The organism is Streptomyces sp. NBC_01142, assembly GCF_026341125.1.
Taxonomy (GTDB): Bacteria; Actinomycetota; Actinomycetes; order Streptomycetales; family Streptomycetaceae; genus Streptomyces.
Genome location: NZ_JAPEOR010000001.1, coordinates 3,213,201 through 3,225,474 on the forward strand (window position 1 = coordinate 3,213,201; position 12,274 = coordinate 3,225,474).

Genomic DNA, 12,274 nt, shown 5'->3' on the forward strand with positions numbered 1-12,274 from the left:
CGCACACCGGGCCGCTTGCCGCCCGTACAGCGTGACGATCATGGACACGAACTCCTGCCCTATGGTGTTGATCCTCGGCAGTCGCCATGCGCCATCACTGCAGTGGGTGAGGGCTCATGGGCGTGGTGCCCGCCATCTCAGCCTGTGCCGCATTCGGGTTCAGGGGCGAGGGCCGAACGGCCTCTCCAAGGGGCCCACCGGCCCTGTCAGAGCGACTCGATGGCCTCTTCGCCGGCATCCCCGGCAGCATCATCCAGATCGTGGTGGGCGTCATCGAGCGTCGCAGGGCCGATGGGTTCGTGCCCCGCAGCATGCTGGACGGCTTCGTGGACGCGGGTTCTTTGACGGCATGGATTCGTCTTGGTACGCGTGGATGCGTGCAGACCGATCCGTCCGGGGCAGGCTGGAGGAGTCAAAGGCAATGTGCCGACGGCCTTAGGGAGCCGAAGTGGGCGAGGACACGGATACCGAGGGGGATACCGGGGCGGCGGCATCGCGGCTGCGGCTGGACGAGCTGCTGAACGACCCGCAGTCGCAGGCAGTCCTTGCGCGCTCGCCCCGGGATCGCGTAGATCCGCTGCTGGAGGCGGTTCTGGCCGTCGGCAGCGACCTGGACCTTGGTGTTGTACTGCAGCAGATAGTGCAGTCCGCAGCCGACCTGGTCGATGCTCGGTACGGGGCCCTGGGCGTGATTGGTGAGGAAAATGGGCTCAGCCAGTTCATCACGGTCGGCATGGACGACGAGACCATCGAGCAGATCGGGCCCTATCCGCAGGGCCGGGGCATCCTGGGGCTCCTGATCCGTGAACCGCACTCGCTGCGGCTGGTCGACCTGGGCGAGCAGCCCGATGCCTCCGGCTTCCCGGCCGGCCATCCACCGATGCGGACCTTCCTCGGTGCCCCCGTCCGGGTGCGTGAGAAGGTGTTCGGCAACTTGTACCTGACCGAGAAGCGGGGCGGGGCCGAGTTCGGCGCCGATGACGAAGCGGTGCTGGTCACGCTGGCCGTGGCAGCCGGGGTGGCAATCGACAATGCTCGGCTGTACGACGCCGTCCAGCGTCGGGAACGCTGGCTGATGGCCAGCGGCGAACTGACCCGTGCCCTGCTGTCCGGCATTGAACCCGCCGAGGTACTGAGGAACTTCACCGCCACCGTCCTCGAGATGGCCGACGCCGACGTGGTCACCCTCGCCGTGCCCGTTCCTCGCACCGGCAATCTGGTGATCGAGGCCGCCGCCGGAACGGACGCGAATCGTGCCCTTGGACTGGTGTTGTCGCACACCACCTTGGCCGGGAAGGTCTACGGCTCAGGCGAGACGATCACCACCCAGGACTGGAACGCCGACCCCCGCGCCGAACGGGACACCGCTTCCACGACCCTGGGACCGGTCTTCCTGGTCCCCCTCGGTACGCCCGAACATGTGCGCGGTGTCCTGCAAGTCGCCCGCCACTGCGGCCGTCCCGCGTTCTCCGACGCGGTCGTGGCCATGATCGCCGGATTCGCCAACCATGCTGCTCTTGCCCTGGAGATCGCCGGACATCGGCACGACGCCGAACGCCTCCTCGTTCTGACCGACCGTGACCGCATCGCCCGCGATCTGCACGACCTGGCCATTCAGCGCCTGTTCGCCAGCGGTCTGAGCCTGCAGTCCACCCTCGCCCAGGTCGCCGACCGACCGCAGGCCGCCGAGCGTATAGCACGAGTCGTGGATGACCTCGACGACACCATCAAGGTCATCCGCTCCACCATTTACGGATTGCAACAGCGCGGTCGCCCCGAGGACACCGGGCTGCGCTCCCGCCTGGTGGCCGAATCGAACCGGGCATCTGAGGCGTTGGGATTCGCACCTGCGCTGCGCATGACCGGGCTGCTGGACACCCTGGTCCCACAAGCCATGACAGACCACCTTCTTGCAGTGCTCCGCGAAGCCCTCGCAAACGCCGCCCGGCACGCCGACGCCACCGAGGTGGAGATCACCGCCCAGGTAACCTCGACGCGCCTTACGCTGCGGGTGACCGACAACGGCCGGGGTACTGCCCCCGCGCGCGCCCACCGCAGCGGCCTGGCCAACCTCCACACCCGCGCCGAGGAACTCGGAGGAGCTCTGGTCCTTGCGCCCAATCAGCCCACTGGCAGTGTCGTGGACTGGAGCGTTCCCCTTTCGGCCGACGAGTGACCCGCCCCGGACAGCGCGGCGCGAAGTAGTGCACGGTACCCCGTGAGCGCCCAGTCTCCGCCCGTCATAGGCCGGGCTCGGCGCCCGATGGACCGTCGACACCTCCCCGCACGGCGGTACGCGTCTGACGTGGCAGGTACCGGGCGTCCCCGGGTGAAGGCTCTCTCCCGGACTGACGAGTGTGCTCCGCTTCAGCGGTCACGCCGAACGGGGTCCTGCGGAGCGGCCTGGGTGACCATGACCGCAGCCTGGATGCGTCGCTCGACGCCCAGCTTGGCGAGTAGGCGGGAGACGTTGTTCTTGACCGTCTTCTCCGCGAGGTAAAGCCGTTTGCCGATCTGGGAGTTGGTCAGTCCCTCTCCGATGAGATCGAGGATCTCCCGTTCGCGGGCGGAGAGCCCCGACAGTGCGCCTGCTTCGGTGTTCTGCGGAGAGTCGCCGCGGAGGCTACTCATCAGACGGGTCGTGGTCGCTGGGTCGAGCATCGACTGGCCGGAGGAGACGGTGCGGACCGCGGCAACAAGCGCAGACCCTTTGATCTCCTTCAGCACATAGCCTGCGGCCCCCGCCATGATCGCGTCGAGGAGTGCGTCGTCGTCGTCGAAAGAGGTCAGCATCAGACATGCCAGGTCCGGCATCCTCGACCGCAGTTCTCGGCAGACCGTGATGCCGTCGCCGTCCGGCAGCCGCACATCCAGCACTGCGACGTCAGGACGCAGCGCCGGCCCTCTGGCAAGAGCCTGTTCTGTTGTCCCCGCCTCACCGACGACTTCGATATCGGGCTCCGCGTCGAGCAGGTCGCTCACCCCGCGCCGCACGATCTCGTGGTCGTCGAGCAGGAATACGCGAATCGGCTTCCGCGGTGAAGTTTCCAGGTCCTCGGTCATTGCTTGTCCTCCACACTGTCACGAGCACCTTGCCCTGTGGTTCCATCCTTAGTCCGTCGCCATGGGGCCGCGCCAGGGCCGGATGGGCGCCGCGTATCTCGCCACGGTCGCCCCACCCGACGGGCGGTCACCTGGACCGGGGCTTGTCTCAGGCGTGGGGCACGACGGCCACCGGGCAGGCTGCGTGATGAATCACGCCGTGAGCCACCGACCCCAGATGCATTCCGAGGGGGGATGTTTGCTCGCGTCGGCCGATGACCAGCATCGGCGCATCGGCAGCCGCTTCGACCAGGTGGGCGACGGCCTGCCCCGAGACGCTGCTGGCACGGACGGCAACGTCAGGGCTCTTTTCGCGCCACGGCTCCAGGACCGTGCTCAGCGCGTACTCACGTTCCCTGACCAGCCCGGAATCGTCGATGAGCGTGCCCCCACCGGCGGCGATCGCGTACGACGACGGCAAGGTGTAGCCGTGTACGACGTGCAGGCCCACGCCGCGTACGAGGGCCGCTTCGAAGGCGAATTCGATCACCTCGTTGCAGGAATGGGTGAGGTCGATGCCGGCCACAACGTCGGAGCTGTGGGGAGCGCCGGTCGGCCGGAGTACGTCGCGAGATGAGTGTGCCCCGGTATGCCTCTCGGATCGTACGAGTACGACCGGCCGCGGAGCATGGGCGACCACTCTGAGTGCTACGGAGCCGGTCACGAATCCGGCCATTGCGCTCAGGCCGCGGGAGCCGAGGACGAGTACCTCGGCGTTCTCGGCCGCTGCCAGGAGCGAGGCGACGGGCGAGTCCGATATCTGCTCGCGGGTCGGCCGAAGCCCAGGGTGGCTGCTACGGAGCTGTTCCACGGCCGTACGCAGGATGCGACCGGCCCAATGACGCTGAGTCTCACTGGTCGGGAGGGAAGCCGAGGGGGCGGGAGACCATTCCCAGGCGTGCACGAGGTGGAGCGGAACGCTGCGGAGCACGGACTCTGTGGCTGCCCAGCGCGCGGCAGCCAGGCTCTCGGGAGAGCCGTCGATCCCGACTACCACGGCACGAGCCATGAGTGGTACCTCCTGCTTGGTCTGTTGTGTTCCTGGCAACAGCTTCACCCGCGCCGAGTAGATGGGGCAGGGGCCGCCAGGCCCCCTCTGCGGTCCGAAAGGCCACTCTCGAGGGGCACGCTCGCCACCGACGGTGGAATCGGGTGGAGGCCCTGCTCTCCGGCCGACGGAAGGTGGACCGTCATGGCGCGCAGAGTGGTTGTTGGAGTTGACGGATCGTCATGCAGCGCTGGGGCCGCGGACTGGACGGCTCGGGAAGCTTCTCTTCGCCGGCTGCCGTTGCGGGTCGTCCATGTTTCCCCGTGGTCCAGGGCCGACCTTGCGGACCTCTGGCCGTATCGCCCCGAGGCGCTGCCCGGGTGTCCCGCCGCCGCGATCACCTGCCGGTGTCCCCGACTGCGGGTCGAGGCCGTACGGCTGACAGGCTGTCCCGTTCCGGCACTGACCGCGGAGACTGGTCCCTGTGGTTCGCGGCAATATCGAGGCGCCGATGTCCGCCCCGACGGGGTCGCACTGGGCGTCGATGCTCGCGACCCGGCGGATGTGGCGGTCTGTTTCGCGTTCTAAGCGGCTCGGCGCCGGTCGGCCCGCGTGCGTGCGGTGCACGCCTGGGAGCTGCCCTGTCCGGCCGACGGCTGGATGCCGTTCGCGGTCCCGGAAGCGGACCGGGCGACCTGGGAGGACGAGCAGCCTTGGTCCGGGAGTCGATGCGCACGGAACTGCTCGTGGTGGGTCGGCGGAGCACGGCACTCGGCCCGGTCGTCGATGTTGTGCGCCACGGAAGGTGTCCCTTCGCTGTCGTGCCCTTATAGCGTGTCCAAAGTCAGTGTCCCGGGAGAGGCAGACGGTACGTCTCTCCGGGCTTCACCGAGATCGAACGGTCGGTGAGCTCGATGTCGATCGGAGACAGGTCCGAGTCAGGGACCGTGATCTCGAGCTGTCCGGGGCGCATCCGGAAGTGCACGCCCAGGTGCCCTCGGTAACGGAGGGCGAAGCCGTAGGTGGAGAGTTCCGGCAGGGGGACGGGGTCCAGCCCAAGCGCGTCGTCGAGTGTCCGCAGTCCGGACAGGCCGCGTTGCACCAGGTCGAGGGTACCGGCCATGGCTCCGAGGTGGATTCCTTCGCCCGTGGTTCCGCCCTGGAGGTCGGCGATGTCTCCTTCGAGGGCTTCCTTGCAGTACGCCCAGGCCTGCTCGGGTCGGACCCGGGCCAGGACCCATCCGTGGACGAGCCCGCTCAGGGTGGAGCCGTGGCTGGTACGGCGCAAGTAGTAGTCGACGGTGCGCTGCCACAGGGCGTCGTCCATGTCGTGTCCCAGCCGGTTGAAGAGGGAGCGGAGTTCGCCCGGCGGGAAGAGGTAGCCGAGCATGAGCACGTCGGCCTGTTTGGATGCCCGGTATCCGTTGACCGTGTCGCCTTCGGCCTCCAGGATCCGGTCGAGCCGGCGGATATCCCCGTAGCGGACCCGGTAGGCGTCCCAGGCGAGTTCCTTGAGGTTGCCGTACCCCTCGAACTGGCTGATGACACCGTCGTGGAAGGGCACGTGGAGCAGGCGGGAGATATCCTCCCAGCGGGCAAGCTCCCGGGCCTCCAGACCGGCGCGCTCGGACAGCTCGCGACGGCGCGGTTCCGGCAGCGACTCCAGGACGTCGAGGGTGCGGGCGAGTACCCAGGCGGCGGTGACATTGGTGTAGGCGTTGTCGTCCAGGCCCGGTGTGGCAGCGCCGGGATAGGCGTCGTGGTACTCATCGGGTCCCACCACTGCGCGGATCCGGTAGCGGCCCAGGGCCGCATCGTAGGTGGCGGCATCCGACCAGAAGCGTGAGATCTGCAGCAGCATCTCGGCTCCCTTGGTGTGCAGGAACTGGGTGTCACCGCTCGCCCTGCAGTACTGCCACACGTTGTATGCGACGGCGGATCCGACATGGTGCTGGAGCCGCGAATGATCGGGCAGCCAGCGCCCGGAGCGGGGGTTGAGGTGCAGTTCCTGGGTCTCCTCACGGCCGTCGCTGCCGCTCTGCCAGGGATACATGGCGCCTGCTCGTCCCGCCTCGCGAGCCCCGTGGCAGGCCTGGCCGAGTCGCCGGTGGCGGTAGGTGAGCAGGGCCCGGGACACCTCGGGGAAGTGCAGGTTCAGATAGGGAAGGACGAACAGTTCGTCCCAGAAGACATGGCCCCGGTAGGCCTCGCCGTTCAGGCCTCGGGCCGGGACACCCACATCAAGGTCTGCGGTGTGCGGCGAGAGCGTCTGCAGCACGTGGAAGAGATGGAGCCGCAGAATGCGGCCAGCCTCACCGGGTACCTGAATGTCGGCCCTCTGCCACAGCTGCTGCCATGCCGCTTGATGCGAGAGCAGCAGCTCATGGAAACGGGGCGCGGTATTTACCCGGTCTACTGCGGCCCCCAGCGGGTCACTGATCGCCGGATCCCGCGACGTGTGCAGGGCAACCGTCTTGTCGGCCGTCACTGAGCGATCGGCCGTGAGCGTCAGGCGGAGTACCTGTGCGGCACGCGCCGGCTCGTGGTCGGTGGGCACGGGGCGCATAGGCCCTTCGACGGTGATGCGGGCCGCCATCGCGATATGGATGTCTGAGGTGCTGGTTCGGCAGGCCAGCCACACGGTGTCGGCCCCGGAGTTGCCCCGGCTGATGCCGGACAGATGGTGGCCGTCCAATTGCCGGTAGCGGGCGACACCGTTGTTGGTGACCATCCCGTCTATAGCCGACTCGACCTCGATCTCACCGGTCCACCCCTGCGCGGTGAACTCCGTTCGCAGGGCTGCCAGATGGGGGTCTGCCATATGAACAAAACGCAGCTGGCGTACGGACAGCCGACGCCCCCGCGGATCTTCGTACGTCGCGGTGCGTGCCAGCGTGCCGGTGCGCAGGTCGAGCGTTTGATGGTGGTCCACCAGCGCGGTGCTGTCCGGGGTGAACCAGCCATTCGTAGCGGCGCTGTCGTCACCGTCGTCGCGGATGCGGAATCGCAGGGGCAGCCAGTTGGGCAGGTTGACCATGTCCTCGTTCTCGATCTGCCGTCCGGCCACCGTTGATGTCAGCCGGTTGTAGCAGCCCGCGGCGTAGGTGCCTGGGTAGTGCGCGGTGTCCGCCGGGCATTCCGGAGTGGCGCCGCGGGTGGCGAAGTAGCCGTTGCCGAGAGCGCAGAGCGACTCTCTGAGGCGTTCCTCGGCGGGGTCGTAGCCGTCGTACTCCCAGGTCCAGTCCCGCATGGTCAGTCCTCGGTTCCGGGCGAGAGCAGTTCGGCGAGGTCGCGCACCACCAAGTCCGCGCCGTGCCGCAGCAGGTCAGCCGCGGTGTCGGGTCCGGCGGCGCGGTCTACCCCGATGACCAGGCCGAATCCGCCACGTCGGCCTGCCTGGACGCCTGCCAAGGCGTCCTCGACGACCGCGGTGCGGGCGACCGGGACGTTCAGCCTGCGGGCGGCCTCCACGAACAGAGCCGGGTCCGGTTTACCGGGCAGGCGCAGGCGAGCGGCCTCTTCGCCGTCCACGAGCTCGGCGAAGAGGCCCAGGACCCCGGCGCGAGTGAGGAGCTCACGGGCGTGGTGGGATGCGGAGGCAGCCGCGAGCGGTATGCCCTCGTTGTGCAGGGCGTGCAGCAGACGCACGGACCCCGGGTAGGCGTCGATGCCCGGGCCGCGCAGCCGTTCGCTGTAGAGCTGTTCTTTCCGGGCCGCCACTGCGACGACCGTGCCGGTCCCCGGCGGGTCCCCGGGGGTGCCCGTCGGCACCGGCACCCCGCGGTTCATCAAGAAGGACGTGGCGCCGTCCAGCCGGGACTTGCCGTCGACATAGCGCAGATAGTCCCGCTGGAGGTCGAACGGCACGCGTTGTCGACCGTCTTCGGGCGGGTGGTCACGCAGACAGGCGTCGAAGGCTGTCTTCCAGGCGGCCGCGTGGACCTGGGCGGAGTCGGTGATCACCCCGTCGGTGTCGAGGACCACGGCCTCGATGGCCCGCAGCTCGAGCACAAGGCCGCTGCGGGCGGTTCCGTGGCGCCGGGCGGACGCGGTCACAGTCGTTCAGCGCCCAGGCGCCCGTGCGTGCAGTCATTTGCGAACAGATGAGCCAGTGCTTCGGGTGATGCGAGGTCGTTGATGGCAACGACCTCGATCGGTGAGGCGTCGGCGTCGGCCTTGTCCGGCGCGGCGCGCAGATAGGTGCGGCCGACCTGGCCTAACTCGTTGATTCCTATGCGTACGGTCATGTGCGATCCCCTCTCTTCAGCCGTGGGCGAGTCCCGACGGCGCGGACACCCGGGGTAGCGCGTCGCGCTACCCCGATCGACGGTCAGAGCAGCCAGCAGTTGCGGCGTACGAACGGGAGTTCCTGCCAGACCTTGCCGAGCCCCCAGGTACGGCCCGCGGCGGCGACGGCGAGAACGATCAGGATCACCGCGTACATGACGTGGTAGTCGATGACCGGGTTCGACGACATGCTGGGGGCTCCGTCGGAGAGGCGCTTGGCCGGCGGCCATTCCGCCGCCCACATCAGCGCCATCATCACGGTGCCTGCGGCAGCGGCGAGCCGTAGTGCGATGCCGGACACGAGAGCGGCCCCGATGCCCAGCAGACCCAGCATGAACAGCCAGTTGGCCCAGGTGTCGCCGGCCCAGGAATGGAAGGTCGACTCCAGCGGTCCGACGGCGACTCCGCCGAGGAATCCCTTCGTCGGCGAGCCGCCGTTGATCCAGGCTCGGGCGGAGGGTGTGGCGTAGCCCCATCCGAAGGCCTTGTCGAAGAACGCCCAGAGGAACACGAAACCGATCAGAACGCGGGCGGCGGCGGCAGCGCGGGCAAGGGCGTCGGTCACGGACCGGGGCTGCGCGCCGTCGCCGGTTCGGGTCGTCCCGGCTCGATGCCACGACGGAATACGGATACCGGTGTGCCGACGCGGAGGAAGGTGAACGACCATGCCTGTCAGTACCTTTCACGAGTGAGCGCGATGAGCGGTGTGCGTGCTCAATCTCCCGGTGGGGCCGGTGAGTACGCTGCGGCCGAACGGCCCTGCCGCACGGCCGAACGGCACTGTGGCGGCAGACCTGTTGGGGCGATCCGGCTCGGCCGTTGCGATCCCGGCTGTCAGCTCCGGGCAGGACGCCTGAGATGCGTCGCGAAATCTGTATGGAGCGGCGGGCGCGGTGGCCAGTCACGGCCGGTTTGGGCGGACTTGCGCGATCACTTGCATACGACCGCGACTCGGGAGAAGCGGCCGACCGGCGAGGCGGGGATTTCCGTGACCGTGAGCGGGTCCGCTCCTGGGCGCAGGCCATCGCCCGCGAGCTGGTGGTGCTCCCCCACGTGCGGCCGACGTTCGCCCGACGAGGGGAGACGCCGGTCGTAACCCCGACTGCGTAGGGCCCGAGCGCGGTGCAGGGATCGTTCCCGGCTCGGCGGTGGTCGGTACAGTGTGGAACAGGGCCGAGAGGACCCGGGCCAGGGACGATCGGCCCAGGCACCGCCGGTCTCTCCTCTGTAATCGTCTACCTCACGAAGTCAGCAAGTCCGTTGCGAATACTGACCGCGGCGGCACCACCGGGAGGCGACCATGCCTGGCACCATCACCGTTGGACTGGACGGAACAGACCACGCCCTCGCCGCCGCGGACTGGGCGGCGCACGAGGCGGCGCGCCGGGGGATGGACCTGCGCCTGGTGCACGCCTGGGTGTGGCGCGGCACCGACACGGTGTACATCGGGGACCGTGCTATGGAGGAGCGGTGGGTGCGCAACGTGCTGAACGAGGCGGAAGCCCGCGTGGCGAAGGTGTACCCGGACCTGAACGTCACTACCGAGCTGCTGGTCGATGACCCCGTACCGACGCTCGTCGCCGAAGCCGCGCGGGCCGAGATGCTGGTGCTGGGCTCTCGCGGCTACGGCACGCTGACCGGCTATCTGGTCGGTTCTGTGTCTCTGCAGGTGCTGCGCCAGGCGACCGGGCCGGTCGTCATGGTGCGCGGGCCGAGGCAGACCACAGTGCAACAGCGCTTCGACGAGGTCGTCGTCGGCGTCCAGGAAGCAGAGGAAGCCGGCGGACCAGTCCTCGAGTTCGCCTTCGCGGCCGCCGCCGAACGCGGAGCGACGCTGCGAGCTGTACGCGCCTGGAGCATCCCGTCGGTCCTGTCCTGGAGTCCGGGATCGATGTGGCTGGCCGATCAGGCGGGTGGCTTGGAGCCGCTGCACAAGGAGATCCTGGCCGACGCCCTGGGGCCCTGGCGCCAGAAGTACCCCGATGTGGATGTCATCGAGCATGTCGAGATCGGCGCAGCCTCGGAGGTTCTGCTGTCCAACAGCGGCCGCGCGAGCCTCGTGGTCGTCGGACGCCGCACCCACGACACGGGCCTGCGCCGTCTTGGCTCAGTTACCCATGCTGTTCTCCACCACGCGCCCGGTGCGGTCGCGGTCGTACCGCACCCCTGACACCGCGCGCATGGGACCACGCGCCCTGCTACACCGCAACCGCCCTGGACGGGTCCGTCCAGGGCGGTTCGGTTTGGGCCGCGGCCGGCCGGTCGTGGGCCACCACGGCGACGGGCGACGCGGCGTGTTCGATGACGGCATGGGCGACATGGCCGATGTGCGGGCCCCAGCGGACCGCGCCGGATGCGACCGGCCGACCACCACCGGATCGGCGCCCTCGGCGGCCGCCGACAGCTGCCGCGTAGCAGAACCCGGGACCGGCTTCTCGACCACGTCCACCGTGTGGAACCTCTGCCGCCACGGCAGCAGCATGTCGCCGTGCGCCTGAGCCACCCGGGCACTGATGTCGTCCTGCAGTCCGGCATCGAACACGGGCAGGTAGGTGAAGGCCGAGGCGGAGATGCGTCACGAGCGAGACGTGAACTCTTCCTGCGACACGCCCGCATGCTCACCATGCTCACCTTTGGCTCGCTGAGGCGGGGGAAAGACCCGACGATATGGCGGCCCGTCGGTTCGCAGGGCCCGCTCCCGGGGTGTCCGGCTGTCGTTCGATCTGTCGGCTGGTGGGGGAATGGCGGTCCCACCAAGTCACGTCCGGGGACGGCCGCGACATCTGGGGAGCGCATCAAGCCGGGACCAGTGGTCCCCCGGCGGGCACCTGATGGCCATCGCGTGTGGCGGGCGGTGCGGCGAGGCTGATGGGGCCGGTACGCCGGCGCTGTCACAGTGAAGGAGAGAGCCAAGATGCCTACGGCCCCCGCCCCCCATGCCCACGGGCGTATGCCCGTAGTCGCCGGAGTCAGCCAATCCGACGCAAGCAGAACTGGCCTTGCCTGGGCCTCGGACGAAGCCGCGCTGCGGCAACTGCCGCTGCGGCTGGTACACGCGCTGGAATGGCCGCCGGGAGCAGACCCCGACCCCCACGTCCCCCACCCGGAGCGCACCTGGAGCGCCCATTTCCGGTCCGGCGGAGAGGCGGTGCTGCGTGAGGCTGTGGAGTTCGTCCACGCACGCCATCCGGGCTTGGAAGTCGAGGCGCGTTCCGCTGACGGTCCGCGAGCCCGGGTGCTGGTGGAACAGGGTGCAGAGGCCGCTCTGTTGGTGGTGGGTGCGAAGCGGCTGAACGTGGCGGAGCAGCTGTTCACCGTCTCCACCCTTGGGGTCACCCTCACCGCCCATGCAGGGTGCCCGGTAGTGGTGGCCCGCGAACCCGAGCACGCCGTCGGCGAGCCGCCCCTGGTCGTCGTGGGGGTCGACGGGTCCGCCAATTCCCGCGATGCCATGGCGTTCGCCTTCGAAGAGGCCGCGGTGTCCGGGGCTCGACTGCGGGCGGTCATGGTGCGCTACGTCCATCGCGAGCGCGCGGTAGGCGGCGAGCGGGCCGATGTCGAGAATCGCTCCAGGACCGAGCTGTCGGAAGCGACGGCGGGCTGGCGGGAGAAGTACCCGGAGGTTGAGGTTGACTATCGGGTGAGGTAGGGCCACCCGGCGCGGGCCTTGGCCCACACGGCCGCAAATGCGCGGTGCCTGGTGGTCGGGTCCCGCGGGCTCGGCGGCTTTCGCGGCATGCTGCTCGGCTCGGTGAGCCATGTGCTCCTCCATCAAGCGACCTGCCCTCTGATCGTGGTACCGCCGCGGGAAGGCATAGCCGCATACTGAACGTCCTACAGCGACTGGGGGCACCTTCCGGAGGCCGGGTGAGGCATGCTCAATCCGACGGGGCGGTG

The 12,274-nt window shown here is 68.9% G+C and carries 9 protein-coding genes and 1 pseudogene; 4 read left to right on the forward strand and 6 right to left on the reverse strand.

The window, feature by feature from the left end; translation table 11 throughout:
* Window positions 1-448 precede the first annotated feature (448 nt).
* Window positions 449-2,176: a GAF domain-containing protein gene (locus OG883_RS14390; RefSeq protein WP_266540018.1), complete on the forward strand. Its 1,728-nt coding sequence runs from the start codon at window positions 449-451 to the stop codon at window positions 2,174-2,176.
* 191 nt (window positions 2,177-2,367) lie between these two features.
* On the opposite strand, the gene OG883_RS14395 is transcribed toward OG883_RS14390, so the two are convergent.
* Together OG883_RS14395 and OG883_RS14400 are read right to left on the reverse strand one after the other, a co-directional pair.
* Window positions 2,368-3,063: a response regulator transcription factor gene (locus OG883_RS14395; RefSeq protein ID WP_266540020.1), complete on the reverse strand. Its 696-nt coding sequence runs from the start codon at window positions 3,061-3,063 to the stop codon at window positions 2,368-2,370.
* A gap of 148 nt (window positions 3,064-3,211) precedes the next feature.
* Window positions 3,212-4,111 (reverse strand): universal stress protein, encoded by a 900-nt coding sequence (locus OG883_RS14400; RefSeq protein WP_266540022.1) that lies wholly within the window; start codon window positions 4,109-4,111, stop codon window positions 3,212-3,214.
* A gap of 183 nt (window positions 4,112-4,294) precedes the next feature.
* Between OG883_RS14400 and OG883_RS47005 the strand changes: the two genes are divergently transcribed.
* The gene (locus OG883_RS47005; RefSeq protein WP_353963133.1) at window positions 4,295-4,678 is read left to right on the forward strand and encodes a universal stress protein; all 384 of its coding nucleotides are present in this window, start codon (window positions 4,295-4,297) and stop codon (window positions 4,676-4,678) included.
* A 256-nt stretch (window positions 4,679-4,934) separates the two neighbouring features.
* Here the strand turns inward: OG883_RS47005 and OG883_RS14405 are convergent, their stop codons facing one another.
* The 4 genes from OG883_RS14405 to OG883_RS14420 form a co-directional block, all read right to left on the reverse strand.
* Window positions 4,935-7,340, reverse strand: coding sequence for a glycoside hydrolase family 65 protein (locus OG883_RS14405; protein ID WP_266540025.1), 2,406 nt, complete (start codon window positions 7,338-7,340; stop codon window positions 4,935-4,937).
* Window positions 7,341-7,342: 2 nt separating this feature from the next.
* Window positions 7,343-8,101, reverse strand: a complete 759-nt coding sequence (locus tag OG883_RS14410; protein WP_266541536.1) for an HAD family phosphatase — start codon at window positions 8,099-8,101, stop codon at window positions 7,343-7,345.
* Between the two features lie 41 nt (window positions 8,102-8,142).
* The gene (locus tag OG883_RS14415; RefSeq protein WP_266540027.1) at window positions 8,143-8,337 is read right to left on the reverse strand and encodes a glyceraldehyde 3-phosphate dehydrogenase NAD-binding domain-containing protein; all 195 of its coding nucleotides are present in this window, start codon (window positions 8,335-8,337) and stop codon (window positions 8,143-8,145) included.
* 83 nt (window positions 8,338-8,420) lie between these two features.
* Window positions 8,421-9,044 carry a DoxX family membrane protein gene (locus OG883_RS14420; protein ID WP_266540029.1) on the reverse strand — a complete coding sequence of 208 codons (624 nt, stop codon included), beginning with the start codon at window positions 9,042-9,044 and terminating at the stop codon, window positions 8,421-8,423.
* Between the two features lie 633 nt (window positions 9,045-9,677).
* Here OG883_RS14420 and OG883_RS14425 point away from each other — a divergent pair.
* Both OG883_RS14425 and OG883_RS14430 read left to right on the forward strand, forming a co-directional pair.
* Window positions 9,678-10,547 carry a universal stress protein gene (locus tag OG883_RS14425; protein ID WP_266540031.1) on the forward strand — a complete coding sequence of 290 codons (870 nt, stop codon included), beginning with the start codon at window positions 9,678-9,680 and terminating at the stop codon, window positions 10,545-10,547.
* A gap of 780 nt (window positions 10,548-11,327) precedes the next feature.
* Window positions 11,328-12,206 (forward strand): annotated as a pseudogene (locus OG883_RS14430) (universal stress protein).
* The last annotated feature ends 68 nt before the right edge of the window (window positions 12,207-12,274 follow it).

Coding starts and splice junctions, on each gene's coding strand:
- OG883_RS14415 (WP_266540027.1), bottom strand. CDS start 8,337: ATGACCGTACGCATAGGAATCAACGAGTTAGGCCAGGTCGGCCGCACC.
- OG883_RS14400 (WP_266540022.1), bottom strand. CDS start 4,111: ATGGCTCGTGCCGTGGTAGTCGGGATCGACGGCTCTCCCGAGAGCCTG.
- OG883_RS14420 (WP_266540029.1), bottom strand. CDS start 9,044: ATGGTCGTTCACCTTCCTCCGCGTCGGCACACCGGTATCCGTATTCCG.
- OG883_RS47005 (WP_353963133.1), top strand. CDS start 4,295: ATGGCGCGCAGAGTGGTTGTTGGAGTTGACGGATCGTCATGCAGCGCT.
- OG883_RS14395 (WP_266540020.1), bottom strand. CDS start 3,063: ATGACCGAGGACCTGGAAACTTCACCGCGGAAGCCGATTCGCGTATTC.
- OG883_RS14405 (WP_266540025.1), bottom strand. CDS start 7,340: ATGCGGGACTGGACCTGGGAGTACGACGGCTACGACCCCGCCGAGGAA.
- OG883_RS14425 (WP_266540031.1), top strand. CDS start 9,678: ATGCCTGGCACCATCACCGTTGGACTGGACGGAACAGACCACGCCCTC.